The organism is Plantactinospora sp. CNZ321 (assembly GCF_004217235.1).
This window is the reverse complement of sequence record NZ_SHKQ01000001.1, coordinates 2963974-2982172: the sequence shown is the minus strand read 5'-3', so window position 1 is coordinate 2982172 and position 18199 is coordinate 2963974. Positions and strand designations below refer to the sequence as shown.

Sequence of the window (18199 nt, the reverse complement as noted above, 5' to 3'; positions counted from 1 at the left end):
GCGACGCACGGAGCACGGTGGCGACGCACGGAGCACGGTGGCGACGGCACATGTCCAACTGCCGCCCCCCGGGGTCACATTTGGTGGCCGTCGGGTTCGTGCAGCCTCACATCCGTGCCCTCAACACGTCGAACTCACCGCCGGGCAGCGACGGGTCGAAGCCGTGTCCGACCAGCCAGCGGGCCGCCACCAGGCTTCGCCACGACCACCACCCGCGGATCACGTCGAGGTCGACATCGGTGCCGTAGCCAACGACCACATCGTCAAGGCGCTCCTCGTGTCCGAGCGTCAGCACGGCGAGGTCGTAGAGGGCGTCGCCCTGGGCCGCCTCGGACCAGTCGATCACGCCGGTGACGGTGTCGCCGTCGACGAAGACGTGGGTGATCTGCAGGTCTCCGTGCACGAAGACGGGTTTCCACGGCCGGAGCGCGGCCTCGGCAACCTGGCGGTTACGGGTGACCACGTCCGCGGGAAGGACACCATTGGTGACGAGCCATTCGCATTCGCTGTCGAGGCGCGCTGCGAGCTCGTCGAGGCGCCGACCGGGCCATGGTGGCAGGGGCGCGTCGTGCAGCGTCCGCGCGACCGCACCCGCCGCGGCCCACGCCGCCGACGACGCGGGTGAGGGCTCGCCGAGGATGCCCAGTGCCGTACCCGGAACGGCGGCCAGCGCGAGCACGGGTGGCCGACGCCAGAGGACCTGCGGAGTCGGGACCGGCGCCAGAGCCATCGCCTCGACCTCGACGTCGGTGCGTGTCTGATCAGCGTCGATCTTCAGGAAGACGTCACCGACCCGCAGGGTCGCCCGCTCGTCATGGGCGACGACGACCTTGACTTCCTCCACGTCGGTCATTATCCCGGCGTGGTCATCAACGCGCCCGGGCTTATCGCCCGCTCGGGGTGTTCCCGGGAGTGCGCGTGTGTCGGTGGGGGGTTCTAAGCTTGCGGCTCGTGACGACACCCCCCACCCCGGTCGAGGTGGCCTTCGCGCTCTTGCGGGAGGGCCGAATGGGCGACGCCGAGAACCTCATGACGCGCGAGTTGCAGGCCGCCACGGACAAGCACGGGCACGGCAGCCCGGAGTGGGCCTCGGCCCAGTGCGACCTCGGCAATGTGCTGCTCAACACCGATCAACTCGACCGCGCGATCGAGTGCTACCGCGACGCCGTCTCCGCGACTCCGCGCGATCACGAGTCCCGCAAGGACCAGTTGACCTACCGGCTCAATCTGGGCTTGGCGCTGCGCATGGCGGGGCGGCTCGATGACGCCGAGGCGGAGTTGCGCCAGGGCGTTCAGGAGCGGCTCGCCTTCTACGGTCGCGAGCACGCCGGCTACGCGTTCGGTCTCGAACCGCTGGCGGACCTGCTGCGGCAGCGTGGCGAGGTGGCGGAGGCCCGGCAGGTCGTCGAGGAGGCGGTGGCCAACCTGTGGCGCGACGGGCACGAGCGGGTGGCCTCCGCGTTGGCGCTGCGAGCAGCGATCGTGCATGCCGAGGGGAGCCCGGATCCGCTGTTCGTGGGACTGCACCAACTGCCGGACGGGATCGTCGAGCAGGTCGGACGATCCGTCACCCAGATGGTGGACCACGACGATCCGGCATCCAAGTCCCTGCTCACCTCCCTGGTCGCCGCTTTGGAGGAGCGGCTCGGCATCGACCACCAGGCGACGCTCAACGCCTTGTCCGCGCTGGCGAACCTCGGCCGTGATCTCGGTGACCAGGCCGGGCGGGTTGATGCGATCGAGCGGGTGCTCGCCTCATACGACCGGCAGGGCCGGGAGGAGGAAGCGCTGATGGCAGCGCTCGGATTGGCGATGGCCCAGGACGACGCCGGCGACGCCGAGGCGGCGCTGCGCACGTACGGGTCGGCGCACGCGAGAGCGGAGCGCATCGGTCGCCCGGAGCTACTGAGTCAGGTCCTGCGCAACTGGGGCCTCGCGCTGAAGGAGGCCGGCCGGGTGGACCTGGCGGAGCAACGGCTGACCGAGGCGGTGCGGCAGGCGCGCCGCGGCACCGACTACGACATGGTCGGGCGGGCCTGCGTCGCGCTCGGTCTGTTCCTCCAGCATGAGGCGCGGCTGTCGGAGGCCCGCACGGTCCTGGAGGAGGGCCTGGCCGTCCTGGATCCCGTACACCCGGACGCGATCGTCGGCCGCAGTCACCTCGGCGCGGTGCTGGATGGCCGCACCTGCGGGTGTGGCGACATGGCGGGCACGATCGCCGATGCGTTCCGCGACTTCGTCATCACCAGACTTCCCGCGGACCTGCTCGACCGCCTCGATGTGGCGATCGTGGACGGCGACTTCAAGATCGATGTCGGGCTGCGGCGGGAGCCGACCGAGTCCGAGCTCGCGCGGCTCAACGACGTCTTCCAGACCGCTCACGCGGAATTCCGCCACCGGCTCGGCGAGCCCCGCTACGCCGGCTGACCGCTCGACTGCCGCTGCCGTACCCAGACCATGGCTGTACCCAGACACTCGACTACGGATAGTGACATGCTGGACAGCGGAAGCGCGTGGTCTGCGACAGGTCCGCGGATGAGTGGATCTACTACGGGCCCGGACATGAGTCAGACCAGTACGGCGGCCTCGGGCAGGCGAGCCTGGATGATCCGGAAGAAGACTGGAGCCCGTTCCTCATCACACCAGACGCATTCGAGCACGCCTGGAACTCCGCTCGTGGGTAGCCCGAGCACTCGGAACTCGCGCGCCTGGCGGCTCGCAGCGGTGGGTAAGGTGACCCGCGTCAGCGATGAGGGGAGGTGAGCCCGGTGAACACCCAACGTCACGTCTGGGCGCTCCACCCGGCTATCCCTGTTTGCTGATCTCGCGTCGGGGAGCGCCCTCCTAACCGGAGGAACAATGACCTTCTCCCCGTTCCGTATCGACGTATCCGACGAGGTACTCGACGACCTGCGAGCCCGACTGACCCGTACCCGCTTCACTGACCGCAGTGTCAAGCCCCGGGTTTGATGGAGAGTTGGTTAGCTGGTTTCCAGGGGTGCGGTGACCGGCTGGGTCATCGCGTGTAGTGCCTCGTGCTCGGCGGGCGGGACGTGCCCGAGCTCGCCGTGTAGGCGCCGGTTGTTGTACCAGTCGATGTACTCGACGGTGGCCATCTCCAGGTCGTCGAGTCCACGCCACGGGCCTTTGTTGCGGACGAGTTCGGCCTTGTACAGGGAGTTGAACGCCTCGGCCATGGCGTTGTCGTAGGAGTCGCCCTTGGAGCCGACCGAGGCGACGGCGCCGGCCTCGGCCAGCCGCTGGGTGTAGCGGATCGCTCGATACTGGACTCCCCGGTCGGAGTGGTGGACCAGTCCGCCCAGGTCAGCGCCTTGATTCTCGCGGCGCCAGATCGCCATCTTCAACGCGTCGAGGGCCAGACCGGTGTAGAGACTCGTGGACACCTGCCAGCCGACGATCATGCGGGAGTGCACGTCGAGGACGAACGCGGCGTACACCCAGCCCACGCTGGTGCGCACGTAGGTCAGGTCCGCGACCCACAGCTGGTTCGGCCCGGCTGCGGTGAAGTCCCGTCTGACCAGGTCAGCAGGGCGGCTGGTCTCGGCTGCCGGGCGGGTCGTGCGTGGCGACTTGTCGCGCAGCAGCCCACGCAGCCCGGACTCACGCATCAGCCGCTCGACCGTGCACCGGGCCACCCGCACCCCTTGGCGGTGCAGCTCGTGCCAGATCTTGCGGGCGCCGTAGACGCCGTAGTTGGCCGTGTGGACCTGCTCGATCATCGCGGTCAGCTCCTCGTCGCGCCGACAGCGGGCGCTGGCGGGGCGGGTCTTGGCGGCGTAGTAGGTCGACGGTGCGATCTGCGCCGGCGTGTCTTCGAGCGCCCGCAGGACCGGCTGGACACCGTGTTCGGCCTTCTGGGAGTCGACGAAGTCGACCTTCATCGCGACGGACGGTCCAGCTCCGCCGCGAAGAAACTCGCCGCGGACTTCAGGATCTGGTTCGCCCGCCGCAGCTCACGCACTTCCCGTTCCAGGGCGGCGATGCGTTCGGCGTCGCCGCTGGTGGTCCCCGGCCGCTGCCCGGCGTCGGTCTCGGCCTGCTTCACCCACGTGCGCAACGCCTCCGGATGAACCCCGAGCTGACCGGCGATCCGCCGGATCGCCCCGACCGCGGACGCCGGATCCCGGCGGGCCTCGACCGCCAACCGGGTAGCACGCTCACGCAGCTCATCGCTGTACTTCTTCGGTGCCGGCATCGCTAGTGTTCCTCCCAGGTTTCGATGTCTCCATCAAACCCGGTGCGGAACACAGCGGTGACCAGCCGTGGCAGGCCGGCACCGACCCCGACTACCTGCGACACCTGGTGTCCTACTGGGTCGACGGGTTCAACTGGCGGGCTCGGGAAGCCGAACTCAACGCACTGCCGCATTACCAGGCCCAGATCGGCGGCCCTGCTCGCCAACGAACTCAGGCAGTTCTTCACATCGCTCCGCCCGTACTGATCAGCAAGGGAGCCGGGTCACACGGCCCGGCTCCGCTGTCGGGTCCGGCCAACCGCACCTCATCTCCCCGGCGGCGAGGACATCGCACCCAGCCGGGAGGACGACGTGTTCACTGCGGCGGGACGCCAGCCGTTACGACCTCGTCCCCTTCTTCCAGGTCATCGGTCATCTCTGCGGCGATCGGGGGACCAGATGGCCACGGCTCGCCGCGACTGCCAGCGACGCGACGAGTAGGCCGGCACCGACCGCGCACAGCAGGCGTACCCCGGTGGTGTGCGCGAGTGACGCCGCTGGCAGGAAGGGGGTCACCGCTGCCAACGGCAGTGTGACGCCGCCAGCGGCGGCCCAGAACAGGACGGGCCTCGGCCGCCGCGGCGGTGGCTCGCCGTGGCATTGGCGCAGCAGCCGCCCCCTGCCGATCTGCACGGCGATGGCCAGCGATCCGGCGCCGCCGAGTACGTGCATGACGTACTCGGTCGTGGGAAGACCGACCTCGACCCGGTCCAGGACGAGGTGGCTGGCGGCGCCGAGCAGCGCCGAGTACATGGTGATCGGCCACCGATGTCGACCCTGCCCGAGCGAGCCGTAGTCGGGAAGGGCGAGCGGGCCGCCGGCCGGAAGGTGGCTCGCGAGGACCGGCGCCGCACGACGGATCAGCCAGGTCCCGATCAGCGTGACTGGCAGGCACCACCCCACGAGTCCCGGCAGTTGGTGGGAGAACGGCCACACCGGCAGTCCGGAACCGTCGAACAGATACGCCAGGTCTGGCGCCATCGATCCGACAACCAGCGCGACACCATCGAACCAGCGCGGCCGCCACAGCTTCAGCGGCAACACGGCGGCCGGGTGGGACGGAAAGGTCAAAGGCATCCCGAAACGGTAACGACCACCTGTGCAGACCGGGTGCTGCCGTGATGGAGATGCTGAGACCGGCGGGGCCGTCAAAGGTCGGACGATAGCCAATCGGTGTCGGAGCTGCGCCACACCATCGACCGCCCTTCCTGGTCATCGAGCACGACCGGTTCGTCGCCCGTTTCCCGGCGATCCTGGGCGACGACCTGGAGCAACTCCAGGACCAGGACATATACGTCACCGTCACCGGCGGCCCGACCTACTGCGCGACCCTCATGACCCTCGACGCCATCAAGGCCGTGCTACACCGATGGGAACAGACGGCGAAGCCGCCGGAGGCCGATACTTCTAACGCGACAGACCTCGTGATCACACCCCGGCCCGGCATCACCACGATGATCGAAGCCATTGAAGGACTTGTCCGCGACGGAGAGATCGCCAATGCCTGCCAGGTCATCCCCGACCCGGAAGGCGGCCGAGATGCCTCAGATTAACTGGCAGACGACAACAGGATGGTCACGTCCCGCCGGGTGGAACCCGTGCCGCCGACGAGCCGTCTCAGTGGAATGGCGCGTCTCCTCGTTGCCGGCCTGAGTCTGGTGCTCCTTTCTGCCTGCAGCCTCACCCGCCCCGCGGGTCAACGCGATGTCCGCCCGCCCGCACCCGCTGTAAGTGAACGTGACGACACGTCATCATCGCTGGGGTCGGTCGCGGACTACTTCTCCCCTCCGCAGCCCCACCCGGGCTCGACGTGGACCAAGGCAGGCCGTCTGGTCGACGGGCGGGAGTTGAACAGCATCGCCGGGCCGGATCACTGCGATTGGCAGAGCGCTGTGATGATGCACCTCGGGTGGCCGCTGGGCACCGTCTCCCAGTCGACCGCCGAGATCCGCCAGTTCATCCGCGACCCAAACGGGGTCATCGGATATGGGATTCACGACAAGCTTGCGATCGCCACCGACCTGCCTGATGATGCCCGGGACACCGGATATCGCAACGGCGACCTTCAGCTCTGGCTCTCACCGTCGGATCCAGACGCGGCATACCTGCGGGCAGGAGATGACGTCGAGCGTTGGCCGAGAGCCGATCCCATCGTTGCCTGCCGCTAGGCGTCCGGGACTGACCGGGCCGAGCACGGCTGCAGTCTGGCAGTGTTGGCCTGATGGAACTGACGGAAAAGTTCGAGTGGCGTGGACGCGAAGTTCGGTGGTGCCGGACGGGTTCCGGCCCCGATGTCGTTTTCTGCCATGGGACTCCATGGTCCTCCGGGTTGTGGACCCCCTACGCCGAGGCGCTGAGCGACCGGTTCCGGGTTCATCTCTGGGACATGCCCGGTTATGGACAGTCCTCGAAGTCTGCACATCACCGGGTGTCACTGGACGTCCAAGGTGAGCTTCTGGCCGACCTTGTCGCGCATTGGGATCTGCGGTCGCCACACGTCGTCGCCCATGACTACGGCGGTGCTGTCGCGCTGAGGGCGCTACTCCTGCATGGTTCTGCGTTCGCGTCGTTGGCGCTGGTCGACGTGGTGGCGCTGGCGCCGTGGGGGTCGGACTTCTTCCGGCTTGTGCGCGAGCAGACAGAGGTTTTCCGCGCGCTTCCCAGCGCCGTGCACGAGGGGGCGCTTCGGGCCTACATCGCAGGAGCCAGTCACGTCGGCCTCACGCCCGGGCAGATGGAGGCTCTCGTGTCGCCCTGGCTCGATGCCGAGGGGCAAGCCGCGTTCTATCGACAGATCGCCCAGGCGGATCAGGCGTACACCGACGAGATTCAAGGGCTCTATCCACGTCTCGACCTGCCGGTGCTGGTGGCGTGGGGCGGGAACGACAGGTGGATCCCCGTCGACCGCGCTCACCGGCTGGCAGAGCTCATCCCTGGCGCCCAACTCAAGCTGATCGACGGAGCAGGTCATCTGGTGCAGCTCGACCAGCCCGTGCAACTGGCCATGACGCTGCACGATTGGCTGACCGCTCAGGCAAGGATGTCCTGATGTAACTGCCGAACAAGTGCGCAATTTACTGTGGCAGGCTGCTGTTGGTGGCGGTAATAACGCGCCTACCGAGTATTAGGGTCGCAGGATGCCTTCACTCCTCACCAAGCCATTCCCCGCCGGACGCACCGCGTTGATCGTTGTGGACCTGATGCCACGTATCGTCGAGCAGGACATGGGTCCCCACAAGGGGGCCGACGTGGTGGCCCGGGCAATCCGCCTGGTGACAGCGTTCCGCCGAGCAGGCGGCACCGTGGTGCTGGTCCGGGTGGATCGGCCGGGCGTTGCCGAGCAGCCACCAGGTAGTGGATTCGTCCCGGCACTGGAGCCGCAGCCCGGCGACATCATTGTCGTGAAGCAGACCATTGGCGCGTTCTATGGCACAGGCTTGGCCGACCAACTGTGGAAGCGCGGCGTGCACTCGGTGGTCATGACCGGCCTTGCCACGACGATGGGCGTGGAGTCGACTGCGCGCGCTGCGTCCGATCACGGGTTCGAGGTCATCTTCGTGGCCGACGCGATGAGCGGTATGACGGCCGCGGAGCATGACCACGCTCTGACGGTGGTCCTGCCGCGGTTCGGCAAGGTCGTCACCACTGACGAGGTGCTTGACTGGCTCAATTGACGCCTGTCACGCCCCCTGGTCGGGGGATCCTCGCCTCGCTCTGCGGGTACCGCTGGTGCCTGCCCCGAGCTGCCATGACCACGGGGACGTCGACAGCTCGGGGCAGGCATCGGGTGATGAGGCAGGTCATTCAACGGCGGCGCGGCACCCAGTGCAGGAACCGGCCGGCGAGCAGCGCGGGGTGTACGTCGGGCAGCTCTCGCAGGGCGCGGGCAAGGTGGCTGCCGAGGTACACCATCAGGCCCACCCGATCGCCTCGGAAGCCGGTAAGCAGCGCCAGCCGCGCGTCCTGGCACGGCCAGTCGAGGCCGCAGGCCCGGCACCGGTACGAGGGATGCACCGGTACGTGCCGCCGCCAACGCTCTTCACGGCCGATCATGGCAGCGCCGGTCGGGCTTCCTCGGCTCGACGTACCCGCGCGGCCTGACCGGGCGTGCGCGCACCGACCCGGCCGATCTCGTGTCGTCCCGAGGGTGAGTGCCACAGTGGATCTCGCGCGTTCCTGGCGCGGGGCCGAGCCGGTGGCGGTGGGCTGTCCCCCGTGTCGACCACCGGCGCCGAGGCGCGCACTGCCATCCGGTACGCGGCCGGGGTGAGCGGCGGCACCCTCGGCGCGTACGGCATCGGGACCGGTTCGATCGAGTCCGGGCAGCGCCAGCGGAACCCGCACCGGCAGTAGCGCCAGAGGCGACGCCAGTCCCGCCGATGCGGCGCCCCTGGGCCGACCAGGAAGTCGATCAGCAACCGGTGGAGTCTCCTCATCGCATACCTCCTCGGGTGGTCGGTGGGAGCCGATCTCGGTGGGAGAGGCCGAGACCGGCTCCCGAGGCGAGTTCCACCCGGGCGCGTGGCGGTCACCGAGCGGTCCTGCTGCTGCCACTCTCGGTGCCCCCACAAGGGACACGCAACGGTCTAAGCTGATGCATCCGTCGCTAGTCGTCCCTTTTTCACAATCCGCTGGAAACAGTCCCAGAATCGATCAACTGATTGCGTCACATTGAGACAGGAGGTCCGGCGATGACGGACGCGGGGTCGTCGATACCGCGCAGGCAACTCGGCCGAATCCTGAGGCAGGCTCGCGAGCAGGCCGGGCTCACGCTGGAGGCCGCCGGCACCGAGCTCGAATGGTCGCGCTCCACGATGTACCGGGTCGAGGGCGGGCAGACCGCCGTCAAGGCACGGGACGTCGAGGCGATGTGCCGGCTCTACGGCACCCCGGGTGAGATGACCGAGGTACTGAAGAAACTCGCCGCCGAGACCAAGGCGAAGGGGTGGTGGCATGCCTACGGCGACACCCTGCCGGCCTGGTTCGAGCTGTACGTCGGCCTGGAAGCGGCAGCCTCCCGACTCCGGCACTGGGAACCCGCCACAATCCCCGGCCTGCTCCAGACCAGGGAGTACGCCGAACACCTCCTGCGGTCACATCCGGACATCTCACCCCGCGAGGTCGGCCGGCTGGTCGAAGTTCGGATGGAGCGCCAGAAGATCCTGACCCGCAGGAACCCGGAGCCGCCACGCCTGGAGGTCATCGTCGACGAGGGGGTGCTGCGTCGGGAGGCCCCGGGCATGGTGCGACAGCTCGCCCACCTCCACGACCAGGTGACGAACGGAGTGGCGAGTATTCAGGTCGTTCCGCGATCCGCAGCCCCGACCTTCGCCCTGACGGGTGGGCAGTTCATCGTCCTCGAGTTCCCCACGCTCGGCATCAGGACTCCCGAGCCCACCACGGTCTACAGCGAGCTACTCACCGGCGCCCTCTACCTCGACAAGCCGGCGGAAGTTGCGGCGTACGCTAAGGCATGGAGGTCGCTCGAAGAGGTGGCACTCGATATATCTCGGTCGGCCGACCTGATAGCGATGATCGCCAAGGAGATGGGTGATGAGTGACCAGTCCGGTGCGAAGTGGCGCAAGTCCCGCCGGAGCAACGGGTCGGGTGGCGCCTGCGTGGAGGTCGCCGACAACCTGGTTGGCGTCGTGCTCGTCCGGGACACCAAGGACCGCGAGGGTGGCACGCTGACGTTCGCTCCCGCCCCCTGGCGAGCCTTCGTCGACTTCGCGAAGCAGTCCGCGACCCGCTGACCCCCGCAGCCCACTCTCCCGGCCCGCTCCGGCGGCACACCGGGCACGCCGTCGGGGGATGACCGGCGTCCGACCGGGTACCAGACCGGGATGAACGGTTCGACTCTCGCCAAGACCGGGCTGGCCACCGCGCTCGCCGCCGCTGCCGGCTCGCTCGCCACCGATGCCCGTTCCGCCTGGTACCGGTCGCTGGACAAGCCTGCCTGGCAGCCGCCTCCGGCGGCGTTCCCCGCCGTCTGGACCCCGCTCTACGCCTCGATCGCGTTCGCCGCCGCCCGCGCTCTCGACGCCAGTACCACCGCCGCACAACGCAGCGCTTTCCGGCGCGCGTACGCGATCGATCTTGCCCTGAACGCCGGCTGGACCGCGCTCTTCTTCCGGGCTCGCCGGCCACGGCTCGCCCTGGCCGAGTTGATCCTGCTGAACGCCGCCAACGCCGCCCTGCTGCACCGGGCCTGGCGGGCGGACCGGGTGGCCGGGGCGGCGCTCCTGCCCTACCTGGCCTGGACCGGCTTCGCCACCGCGCTGAACACCGCGATCGCCGCCCGCAACCCGGGCCGCTGACCCACCCGCAACCCCCGGGCCGCTGACCTGGGTCATCCGGTCCGGTGCGCCCCGGCGTACGCCGTTGGTACCAGCAAATGGACGGTAGGGACCGGTCCGGTCCGGGATCGGGTATGGTTCGCTGCGTGACGCGGTCGTATCGATGGTTTAGTCAGCCGGCTCGGGAGCCGGTGACTCAGCCATGACCTGACGTCACCAAGATCCAGCAGAGCCGGCTGAAGCAGGGACATCGTCCCTGCTTTTTCCATGTGACCAGCCGGCTCGGCTCCCGGGCGCCGGCCCCGGGGTGGCGGTCGGCAGAGAGGGAGTCTCGACGATGACCACCACCGGAATGGGTCGGGTCAGCGACCAGCGCATCGACCGGATCGTGCCGCTGACCACCCCGGCGCTGCTGCACCACGAACTTCCCCTGGACGAGCCGCTGGCCAGCGCCGTGCTGGACGGCCGACGATCGGTCGCCCAGGTCCTCGACCGCGAGGACGATCGGCTGCTTGTCGTGGTCGGGCCATGCTCGGTGCACGATCCGGTGGCGGCCCTGGACTACGCGCGCCGGCTGCGGGTGGCGGCGGCCCGGCACGCCGAGGACCTGCTGGTGGTGATGCGGGTCTACTTCGAGAAGCCCCGCTCGACCGTCGGCTGGAAGGGCCTGATCAACGATCCCGGACTGGACGGTTCCGGTGACGTGAACACCGGGCTGCGGGCCGCCCGCGCGCTGCTGCTGGACGTACTCCGGCTGGGGCTGCCGGTCGGCTGCGAGTTCCTGGACCCGATCACCCCGCAGTACATCGCCGACACGGTGGCCTGGGGCGCCATCGGGGCCCGTACGGTGGAGAGCCAGGTGCACCGTCAGCTCTCGTCCGGCCTCTCCATGCCGATCGGGATGAAGAACCGCCCGGACGGCAGCGTGGCTACGGCGGTCGACGCGATCCGGGCCGCCGGGGTGCCACACGTCTTCCCCGGCATCGACGTCTCCGGCGCTCCGGCGATCATGCACACCCGGGGGAACGCGGACTGCCACCTGGTGCTGCGCGGCGGCCGGGGCGAGCCCAACTACGACGCCGAGTCGGTGGCGGCGTCGCTGGCGCTGCTCCGGGCGGCCGGGCTGCCCGAGCGGCTGGTGATCGACGCGAGTCACGACAACAGCGGCAAGGACCACCGCCGGCAGCCGGTGGTGGTCGCCGACGTGGCCCGGCAGATGGCCGACGGCCAGCGCGGCATCGTCGGGGTGATGCTGGAGTCGTTCCTGGTACCCGGCCGGCAGGACCTGGACCCGACCCGGCCGCTGGAGTACGGGCAGTCGATCACCGACGCCTGCCTCGGCTGGCCGGAGACCGAGGAGGTGCTGGCGGATCTGGCGGCGGCGGTCCGGGGACGGCGGGTGGCGGCACCGGCGGGTACCGCCCTGGGCTGACTGTCCGGATCGGCGGCGGCCGCTCGGGGCCGCCGCCGACCTGACGGGTGTGACGTAGCAGTCACTTGGGCTTTCCACCGTTACGCAACCGTGCGGTTCGGCGCCGCGTCTGGATCAATAGGGCGAAAGGCGCGCGTACGGTTGTGCTCGCGCCGGCCGCCCCGCCCGCGACCTGCCCGCCCAGCCCCAGAGGTTCAACGCGATCATGCCGAAACTCCGCCGACGCAGCCTTACCAAGGCCGCCACGCTGCTCACCTGTGCCCTGCTCGCCGGAGTCGTGGTCGCCGGGGCGGCGTTCCCGGCGGTGGCCATGTCCGGGCTCGCGGCCAAGGCCGGCGCCGACTCGTTCCAGGACCTGCCCACCGAGCTGACCGTGCCACAGGTGCCGGAGGCGACCCGGGTCTTCGCCGCCGACAACAAGACGCTGATGGCGACGTTCTACGACGAGAACCGCCACGACGTCGCGCTGGCCGAGATCTCCCCGGCGATGCGGAACGCGATGATCGGCGCCGAGGACCACTCGTTCTACCGGCACAACGGGATCGACGTGCGGGGCTTCCTGCGTGCCCTGGTCTCGAACTTCACCGGCAACTCCCGGCAGGGTGCCTCGACGCTGACCATGCAGCTCGTCCGGATGTCGATCACCTACGGCGCTACCGACCCGAACGTCGTGGTGGCGGCGACCGAGGACACCAACGCCCGGAAGCTGCGCGAGATGCGCCTGGCGGTGGCACTGGAGAACAGGCTGAGCAAGGACCAGATCCTGGAGCGCTACCTCAACATGGCGCCCTTCGGCCACGGCACGTACGGGGTGGCCGCGGCGAGCCGGTTCTACTTCGGCAAGGAACCGAAGGACCTGACCGTGCCGGAGGCGGCGATGCTCGCCGGCCTGGTCAAGTCGCCGAGCTACTACGACGCGCTGGACGTCGACGGCCCCGGTCACGACCGGACGGTGCAGCGCCGCAACTGGGTGATCGGGCAGATGGCGGAGATCGGCGCGATCACCGAGGCGGAGAAGCAGGCGGCGCTGGACACCCCGCTCAAGGTCAAGGGGCAGCGGCCGGCCAACGGCTGCACCGGCTCGGTGCACAACGACTGGGGCTTCTTCTGCGACTACTTCTACCGCTGGTGGATGGATCAGGAGGCGTTCGGCGAGACCGCGTACGACCGGGAGCGGCGGCTCAAGGGCGGCGGGTACCGGATCGTCACCACCCTGGACCCGACGGTGCAGAAGGCGGCGTACAAGAACGTCCAGCAGTACCTGCCCACCGGACGGAAGGACGCCCTGATGGTGGCGGCCGTCGAGCCGGGCACCGGCCGGGTGCGGGCGCTTGCCACCAACCGTACGTTCGGGCTGGACGACCCGGTGAAGCCGAAGAACCCGATATCCAGCAACCCGAGGCAGGCGGACGCGGGGATGCGGGCCACCTATCCGCGTACCACCAACCCGCTGCTGACCGGTGGCGGTGGCGTCGCCGGGTACCAGGGCGGATCGACCTTCAAGATCTTCACCCTGGTGGCCGCGCTGGAGCAGGGCTACCCGCTGAGCCACACCTACAACGCCCCGCACCGCTACCCGTCGAAGTACTCGGCGAAGGCCGGCAGCGAGTCCGCCTGCGCCGGCACCGAGCGGTGGTGCCCGAGCAACGACAACCGGAGCATGGCCGGCGTGCACGACATGTGGAGCGCGTTCGGTCGCTCCGTCAACACCTACTTCGTACCGCTGGAGGAGCGGGTCGGGGCGGCCGAGGTCGTCGACGCGGCACAGCGGCTCGGCATCCGGTTCCGGGAGCCGGGCGAGGCGGCGATGGCCAAGGACCCGGTCCGGGCCGACGGCTGGGGCTCGTTCACCCTCGGTGTCTCGGCGACCACCCCGCTGGATCTGGCCAACGCGTACGCGACGCTGGCCGCGGACGGCAAGCACTGCGAGTCGATCCCGGTACAGGAGGTCAGGGACCGCACCGGCAGGGCGCTCGACATCGCCAACCCGCGCTGCGACCGGGCGGTGGACCCGGCGGTGGCCCGAGCGGCCGTCGACGCGGCCCGGTGCCCGGTCGGCGACCAGTCCGCGTACGGCAGGTGCCGTGGCGCGACCGAGGCGGACGCGCGCCGGGTGGTGGGCCACCCGGTGGCGGGCAAGACCGGCACCACGGACAGCGACCGGACCGCCTCGCTGGTGGCCATGACCACCACGCTCTCGGTGGCCGGCATCATGGCCAACCCGGACTGGCCGGAGACCACCGCCAGGATGGACCACGACATCGTGAACCCGGCCGTCTACGAGACGCTCGCCGACGCCATGAAGGGGAAGCCGAAGCAGGACTTCCCCCGGCCGGACGAGAAACTGGTGTACGGGGACCAGCGGTCGGTGCCCTCGGTCAACTGCCGCTCCGTCGACGACGCCACCGCGACGCTGCGCAGCGCCGGGTTCAGGGTCGAGGTCGACCCGAACCGGGTGGCCTCGAACTGCGCCGCGGGTACCGTCGCCGGCACCGATCCGGACGGCCGTACCGTCTCCGGCGGTGTGGTGATGCTCCGGATCAGCGACGGCCGGCCCTCGACGAACGGTCCCGGCGACGGAGCGAACGGTCCCGGCGCCGGCCGGTCCACGACCGAGGGCGGCAGCGGAGTCCCCAGCCCGCCCGGTCGTCCCGGGCGGCGCGGCTGACGCCGCCACCGGACGGAGACCCGAGAATGAGTACGCCGCCCATGGCGGGGCCATGGGCGGCGCGGGCGTCGGTGTGCAGGTCGCCTCTCGGCGAGTGGCACGACGCGGCTCCAGCCGGACGGTATTCCGCGAGGGCAATAGGGTGAGGCCCGGGGACACTGGACACACCGACAGTCATAGTCAACCTCGGTTCCGGGTCCGGTGTTCCGTCCTCTGCCGTGACGCACCTCACTGCCCGCTCCACCGGCCCGGGCGGGAGATGCGGGGTGTTTGGCCGGATCGAACCGGGGTAGCCGATCCGACGTGACCGACCAGCCCGCCCGTGCCGCCTCGACCGCGCCGGAACTCGACGCCCTGCTCGACGACCTCTATTCGGGCCAGGAGCGGGTCACGCAGTCGGAGATCCAGCGCCGGGCGGTTGCCGCCGAGGTGCCCGCGGAACTGTTGACCAGGATCAACGCACTGCCCGAGGGCGAGTACGCGGTCGACGAGGTCGCCGACCTGCTCGGCGGCACACCGGGCTGACCCGCCGGGTACGGCGAGCGCCCCGTCACGCCACCTACCCGGACGGCGAGGAGGGATATCGATGACCGACGACGACAGGCCCGGACGGAAGCCGCTACCTCCGCTCGGGCAGCCACCCGGTGAAACCACCCCGCAGGACGATCCGGACTTCAGCAACGAACACGACAAGACGGCGGTGGCCGAGGACATCATCACCGATACGGACACCGAGCGGGAGCCGGAGTCCCCTCGCGGCTGGTCCGGCATGCAGCGCTGACCCGCCCAGGTCCGCCATCGGCTGACTTCACCGCCCCGACCAGCCGAAATGGTGTCACAACCCGGCCCGGCGCGGTGACCACCTGGACCCCTCCGACACCGTCGCGGCGCTACGGACGGGAGGCGGCCCGCTGCGCGACGGCATAACCCATCTGGAGGAAGTCGGAGGCGGCCACGGCGGTGAGGGCCGTCGCCACCAGCCGGGTCAACCGGGGGGCGAGCACCAGGCCGCCGGTCAGCCCGGTGGCGACCCAGACCGCCAGGCAGAACGGGCAGCTGAGCAGTTCGCCGACGGCGTGCCGGGCCGAGCTGCCCTGGTCGCGTACCTGCTCCATCACCTCGCCGCTGCCGATCGGCCGGTCGTAGCGGGTGAACGGCGCGCGCAGCGGACTGGTTATGGCGTCCTTGGAGAGCAGCCGGCTGAGCTTGTGCGTTGCCACCGACAGCAGTACGACGTCGGAGGCGCTCGGCCGGTCCGGCACCCGCCGCCCCGTCGTCTTCGCCGCGGCGGCCAGCGCCAGCGCCACCCCGGCGTAGGTGCCCATCGCCGCCAGATAGCCGCCGAGCGGCCGGTGCTCGTCGGGAGCGTACGCCTGCCGAAGTCGCGCCACCCTGTCCCGCACGTTCATCCCGCCTCGTTCCGCGTTTCCGTCCGCCGTTCGCTGCTGCCGGTTCCGCCGTTCGCCAGTGCCGATTCCGCCGTCCGCCGCTGCCGTCTGTCGTCCGTCCCCGGGCGCCGTTGCGCTCATCCCGGGGTGAGGTTGTCGTCGACCTCCCGGGCGAGGCTGACCAGCATCTCGTCGGCCAGCTCCGCCAGCCGCCGCTGCGACGGGTCGGCCTCCAGTTCGAGCTGTACGGTGGCACCCCCGGCGGCGACCGGCGACACCCGCAACCGGACCGACCAGTCCGGGGGGTCGGCGCTGTGCCAGCGGGCCCACAGGCCGGCGACGGAGAGTTCCGGGTCCGGCGCGCCGTTCTCGCGCAGTGGGGCGGGAAGCCAGGCCGCGACCCGGTCCGGATCCGTGGCGGTGTTGAAGACCACCTCCGGTGGGGCCGAGATGCCCCGCTCGGCGCGGGCCGTCACCACGCGCCGTCCCGTAAACGGCTCGGGTCGACCTCCCGGCCCGGGTGCCGGGTCAGGTACTCGGTCTCCAGTTCGGCGGTCCGCCGCAGGTGGTGGCCGAGCGCGGTGTCGGCGGCGTGCCGCAGCGTGTCCAGCCTGGTCCGGTGCAGGCTGTGCATCTCCCGGAACAGGTCCTCGTCGCTCAGCTCGACCGGGTCGATGCCGAGGTTCTCCTCCTCGGCGGCCACGAAGTCGCTTGCCGTGCCGCCACGCTGGACCGGGTCACCGTCCCACTGGCCGATCCGCTGTTCTGGGCTGGCGTCGATCGGCGACCCGGCCGGGGAGAACTCGTCGTGCCGTACTGATTCGGACATCGTCGCCCCCGATAGCTCGTTTGGGTGGACGACTAGACGGTTGCCCAAACCGGGTACCGCCAAACCCCGACCGCCCCACCGCCCGGGCGACACTACGACGCCGCGTCGGAGACGGGACCGACCCGCCCGGTACGCTCGGGGGCATGAGGCGGCTGTGCACACCGGCGTGGATCGTGCGCCACGTGCTCACCGTCGCGGTGGTCGTCGGCTTCCTCGCCCTCGGCTGGTGGCAGATCAGCCGGGCCCTGGCCGGCAACACCCTGAGCTGGGCGTACGCCTTCGAGTGGCCGATCTTCGCCGGCTTCGTCGTCTTCCTGTGGGTGCGGGAGGCGCGCCACACGCTGCGCGGTGGCCGGCCGGCCGCCGCCGAGCCGGCCGATCCGCCGGCCCGGCCGGCGACCCCGGGGGTACGCCGACCGGTGCGCACCAGCAGCACCCGGCCCCGGCTGGCCGCCGACGGCCCGGAGGACCCGGAGCTGACCGAGTACAACCACTACCTCGCGTGGCTGAACGCCAATCCGGGCGCCCGGCCCGCCGACTATCCCGGCCTCGGCCGGCAGCAGGAAGGATGAACCGTGGGCGCAGCCCTGACCCGCTACCGTGTGGTCGCTTACGTCGTCGGCGTCGTGTTGATCGCGCTCGTCGTGGTGGGCATGCCGCTCAAGTACCTCTGGCAGGACCCGGTGGTCGTCGAGACGATCGGCCCGGCGCACGGCTTCCTCTACATGGTGTACCTGCTGGTCACCTTCGACCTGGGTCGCCGGGCGCGCTGGCCGCTGGGCCGGATGGTGTTGGTCATGCTCGCCGGGACGATCCCGTTCGTCTCGTTCTTCGCCGAGCGGGCCGTCACCCGGCAGTTGAGCCAGCCGGAGCCGGTGGCCGGCTGAGCGGCTGCGCCCGGGGCGGCTCGCCGTTCGCGAGCCACCCCCTATTCGATCATTGGTGGTTCGTTCATCTCTATGTCTCGCCGTACGCGAGGTCATGCACCATGCTCCAGCGGCGCCGACGGGCCGGAACGTGAATGAATCACGTCCCCGGGTCAGCTTTCAGGCGTTGCGGAGCCCGTCCAGGAATGCCCGCCAGGCACCCGCGCCGAACACCAGCGACTGCCCCGGATCGACCGAGTCGCGGACGGCGGCACCGCCTCCGACCTGAGCCACCTCGACACAATGCTGCGATTCGCATCGAGTGCTCTTCCGCCACACGCGCTCGGCGGAACCAGTCTGTGACATGCGCCCTCCCGGCACTAATACTGTTGCGGCAGATACCGCGACAACGGACAGAGGCTACCCGTAGCCTCCGCATTCCGCACACTCCGGAATATCGCGAT

General features: G+C 69.9%; 22 protein-coding genes and 2 pseudogenes. 16 read left to right on the top strand and 8 right to left on the bottom strand.

What is annotated here, in order from left to right:
* Nucleotides 1–106: 106 nt before the first annotated feature.
* Entirely contained in the window at nt 107–853 is a 747-nt protein-coding gene (locus EV371_RS13380) for a phosphotransferase (protein ID WP_207230474.1), read from the bottom strand.
* A 155-nt stretch (nt 854–1008) separates the two neighbouring features.
* Between EV371_RS13380 and EV371_RS13375 the strand changes: the two genes are divergently transcribed.
* The gene (locus EV371_RS13375) at nt 1009–2427 is read left to right on the top strand and encodes a tetratricopeptide repeat protein (protein WP_130462331.1); all 1419 of its coding nucleotides are present in this window, start codon (nt 1009–1011) and stop codon (nt 2425–2427) included.
* Nucleotides 2428–2981: 554 nt separating this feature from the next.
* Here the strand turns inward: EV371_RS13375 and EV371_RS13370 are convergent.
* A pseudogene (locus EV371_RS13370) lies at nt 2982–4216 on the bottom strand (IS3 family transposase).
* On the opposite strand from EV371_RS13370, the pseudogene EV371_RS34280 reads away from it, so the two are divergent.
* Nucleotides 4207–4398, top strand: a pseudogene (locus EV371_RS34280) (epoxide hydrolase N-terminal domain-containing protein); the annotation flags it as partial. The pseudogenes EV371_RS13370 and EV371_RS34280 sit on opposite strands and share 10 nt — an antisense overlap.
* 229 nt (nt 4399–4627) lie before the next feature.
* Here EV371_RS34280 and EV371_RS34275 read toward each other — a convergent pair.
* Nucleotides 4628–5332, bottom strand: a complete 705-nt coding sequence (locus EV371_RS34275; protein ID WP_130462329.1) for a DUF4184 family protein — start codon at nt 5330–5332, stop codon at nt 4628–4630.
* A 257-nt stretch (nt 5333–5589) separates the two neighbouring features.
* Here EV371_RS34275 and EV371_RS13355 point away from each other — a divergent pair, with 257 nt between their 5' ends.
* The 4 genes from EV371_RS13355 to EV371_RS13340 all read left to right on the top strand — a co-directional run bounded on the left by EV371_RS13355 (nt 5590) and on the right by EV371_RS13340 (nt 7929).
* Nucleotides 5590–5808 (top strand): hypothetical protein, encoded by a 219-nt coding sequence (locus tag EV371_RS13355; RefSeq protein ID WP_130462328.1) that lies wholly within the window; start codon nt 5590–5592, stop codon nt 5806–5808.
* Nucleotides 5809–6102: 294 nt separating this feature from the next.
* Nucleotides 6103–6423: a threonine--tRNA ligase family protein gene (locus EV371_RS13350; RefSeq protein ID WP_130462327.1), complete on the top strand. Its 321-nt coding sequence runs from the start codon at nt 6103–6105 to the stop codon at nt 6421–6423.
* Nucleotides 6424–6476: 53 nt separating this feature from the next.
* Entirely contained in the window at nt 6477–7304 is an 828-nt protein-coding gene (locus EV371_RS13345) for an alpha/beta fold hydrolase (RefSeq protein ID WP_130462326.1), read from the top strand.
* Nucleotides 7305–7392: 88 nt separating this feature from the next.
* On the top strand, nt 7393–7929 hold the full coding sequence (locus EV371_RS13340; protein WP_130462325.1) for an isochorismatase family protein: 537 nt from the start codon (nt 7393–7395) through the stop codon (nt 7927–7929).
* Nucleotides 7930–8059: 130 nt separating this feature from the next.
* On the opposite strand, the gene EV371_RS13335 is transcribed toward EV371_RS13340, so the two are convergent.
* Nucleotides 8060–8308 carry a flavin reductase gene (locus EV371_RS13335; protein WP_130462324.1) on the bottom strand — a complete coding sequence of 83 codons (249 nt, stop codon included), beginning with the start codon at nt 8306–8308 and terminating at the stop codon, nt 8060–8062.
* A 162-nt stretch (nt 8309–8470) separates the two neighbouring features.
* Here EV371_RS13335 and EV371_RS33390 point away from each other — a divergent pair, with 162 nt between their 5' ends.
* The 8 genes from EV371_RS33390 to EV371_RS13300 all read left to right on the top strand — a co-directional run bounded on the left by EV371_RS33390 (nt 8471) and on the right by EV371_RS13300 (nt 15433).
* Nucleotides 8471–8608, top strand: coding sequence for a hypothetical protein (locus EV371_RS33390; RefSeq protein ID WP_165436677.1), 138 nt, complete (start codon nt 8471–8473; stop codon nt 8606–8608).
* Between the two features lie 338 nt (nt 8609–8946).
* On the top strand, nt 8947–9816 hold the full coding sequence (locus tag EV371_RS13330) for a Scr1 family TA system antitoxin-like transcriptional regulator (protein WP_130462323.1): 870 nt from the start codon (nt 8947–8949) through the stop codon (nt 9814–9816).
* Nucleotides 9809–10009 carry a DUF397 domain-containing protein gene (locus tag EV371_RS13325; protein ID WP_130462322.1) on the top strand — a complete coding sequence of 67 codons (201 nt, stop codon included), beginning with the start codon at nt 9809–9811 and terminating at the stop codon, nt 10007–10009. The genes EV371_RS13330 and EV371_RS13325 overlap by 8 nt, the downstream gene beginning before the upstream one ends.
* Before the next feature lie 90 nt (nt 10010–10099).
* The gene (locus tag EV371_RS13320) at nt 10100–10573 is read left to right on the top strand and encodes a TspO/MBR family protein (RefSeq protein WP_130462321.1); all 474 of its coding nucleotides are present in this window, start codon (nt 10100–10102) and stop codon (nt 10571–10573) included.
* A 316-nt stretch (nt 10574–10889) separates the two neighbouring features.
* Nucleotides 10890–11984, top strand: a complete 1095-nt coding sequence (locus EV371_RS13315; RefSeq protein ID WP_130462320.1) for a 3-deoxy-7-phosphoheptulonate synthase — start codon at nt 10890–10892, stop codon at nt 11982–11984.
* 205 nt (nt 11985–12189) lie between these two features.
* The gene (locus EV371_RS13310; RefSeq protein ID WP_130462319.1) at nt 12190–14652 is read left to right on the top strand and encodes a transglycosylase domain-containing protein; all 2463 of its coding nucleotides are present in this window, start codon (nt 12190–12192) and stop codon (nt 14650–14652) included.
* A gap of 303 nt (nt 14653–14955) precedes the next feature.
* Entirely contained in the window at nt 14956–15177 is a 222-nt protein-coding gene (locus tag EV371_RS13305; protein WP_130462318.1) for a hypothetical protein, read from the top strand.
* A 61-nt stretch (nt 15178–15238) separates the two neighbouring features.
* Entirely contained in the window at nt 15239–15433 is a 195-nt protein-coding gene (locus tag EV371_RS13300) for a hypothetical protein (RefSeq protein WP_130462317.1), read from the top strand.
* A gap of 109 nt (nt 15434–15542) precedes the next feature.
* On the opposite strand, the gene EV371_RS13295 is transcribed toward EV371_RS13300, so the two are convergent.
* The 3 genes from EV371_RS13295 to EV371_RS13285 all read right to left on the bottom strand — a co-directional run bounded on the left by EV371_RS13295 (nt 15543) and on the right by EV371_RS13285 (nt 16869).
* On the bottom strand, nt 15543–16061 hold the full coding sequence (locus tag EV371_RS13295; RefSeq protein WP_130462316.1) for a DUF1360 domain-containing protein: 519 nt from the start codon (nt 16059–16061) through the stop codon (nt 15543–15545).
* A 116-nt stretch (nt 16062–16177) separates the two neighbouring features.
* Nucleotides 16178–16516, bottom strand: coding sequence for an SRPBCC family protein (locus tag EV371_RS13290; RefSeq protein ID WP_130465874.1), 339 nt, complete (start codon nt 16514–16516; stop codon nt 16178–16180).
* On the bottom strand, nt 16513–16869 hold the full coding sequence (locus EV371_RS13285; RefSeq protein ID WP_130462315.1) for a DUF6158 family protein: 357 nt from the start codon (nt 16867–16869) through the stop codon (nt 16513–16515). Before EV371_RS13285 ends, EV371_RS13290 begins: the two co-directional genes overlap by 4 nt.
* Nucleotides 16870–17012: 143 nt before the next feature.
* On the opposite strand from EV371_RS13285, the gene EV371_RS13280 reads away from it, so the two are divergent.
* Nucleotides 17013–17441, top strand: coding sequence for a hypothetical protein (locus EV371_RS13280; RefSeq protein WP_130462314.1), 429 nt, complete (start codon nt 17013–17015; stop codon nt 17439–17441).
* A 3-nt stretch (nt 17442–17444) separates the two neighbouring features.
* Complete coding sequence (locus EV371_RS13275) at nt 17445–17756, top strand: DUF3817 domain-containing protein (protein WP_130462313.1); 312 nt, start codon at nt 17445–17447, stop codon at nt 17754–17756.
* Nucleotides 17757–17915: 159 nt separating this feature from the next.
* Here the strand turns inward: EV371_RS13275 and EV371_RS13270 are convergent, their stop codons facing one another.
* Complete coding sequence (locus tag EV371_RS13270) at nt 17916–18101, bottom strand: DUF397 domain-containing protein (RefSeq protein ID WP_130462312.1); 186 nt, start codon at nt 18099–18101, stop codon at nt 17916–17918.
* Nucleotides 18102–18199: the final 98 nt, after the last annotated feature.

Bases quoted from the DNA above. Each gene is read 5' to 3' on its own strand.
- EV371_RS13380 (WP_207230474.1), bottom strand. From the start codon at position 853: ATGACCGACGTGGAGGAAGTCAAGGTCGTCGTCGCCCATGACGAGCGG.
- EV371_RS13375 (WP_130462331.1), top strand. From the start codon at position 1,009: ATGGGCGACGCCGAGAACCTCATGACGCGCGAGTTGCAGGCCGCCACG.
- EV371_RS34275 (WP_130462329.1), bottom strand. From the start codon at position 5,332: ATGCCTTTGACCTTTCCGTCCCACCCGGCCGCCGTGTTGCCGCTGAAG.
- EV371_RS13355 (WP_130462328.1), top strand. From the start codon at position 5,590: ATGACCCTCGACGCCATCAAGGCCGTGCTACACCGATGGGAACAGACG.
- EV371_RS13345 (WP_130462326.1), top strand. From the start codon at position 6,477: ATGGAACTGACGGAAAAGTTCGAGTGGCGTGGACGCGAAGTTCGGTGG.
- EV371_RS13340 (WP_130462325.1), top strand. From the start codon at position 7,393: ATGCCTTCACTCCTCACCAAGCCATTCCCCGCCGGACGCACCGCGTTG.
- EV371_RS13335 (WP_130462324.1), bottom strand. From the start codon at position 8,308: ATGATCGGCCGTGAAGAGCGTTGGCGGCGGCACGTACCGGTGCATCCC.
- EV371_RS13330 (WP_130462323.1), top strand. From the start codon at position 8,947: ATGACGGACGCGGGGTCGTCGATACCGCGCAGGCAACTCGGCCGAATC.
- EV371_RS13325 (WP_130462322.1), top strand. From the start codon at position 9,809: ATGAGTGACCAGTCCGGTGCGAAGTGGCGCAAGTCCCGCCGGAGCAAC.
- EV371_RS13320 (WP_130462321.1), top strand. From the start codon at position 10,100: ATGAACGGTTCGACTCTCGCCAAGACCGGGCTGGCCACCGCGCTCGCC.
- EV371_RS13315 (WP_130462320.1), top strand. From the start codon at position 10,890: ATGACCACCACCGGAATGGGTCGGGTCAGCGACCAGCGCATCGACCGG.
- EV371_RS13310 (WP_130462319.1), top strand. From the start codon at position 12,190: ATGCCGAAACTCCGCCGACGCAGCCTTACCAAGGCCGCCACGCTGCTC.
- EV371_RS13300 (WP_130462317.1), top strand. From the start codon at position 15,239: ATGACCGACGACGACAGGCCCGGACGGAAGCCGCTACCTCCGCTCGGG.
- EV371_RS13295 (WP_130462316.1), bottom strand. From the start codon at position 16,061: ATGAACGTGCGGGACAGGGTGGCGCGACTTCGGCAGGCGTACGCTCCC.
- EV371_RS13285 (WP_130462315.1), bottom strand. From the start codon at position 16,869: ATGTCCGAATCAGTACGGCACGACGAGTTCTCCCCGGCCGGGTCGCCG.
- EV371_RS13280 (WP_130462314.1), top strand. From the start codon at position 17,013: ATGAGGCGGCTGTGCACACCGGCGTGGATCGTGCGCCACGTGCTCACC.
- EV371_RS13270 (WP_130462312.1), bottom strand. From the start codon at position 18,101: ATGTCACAGACTGGTTCCGCCGAGCGCGTGTGGCGGAAGAGCACTCGA.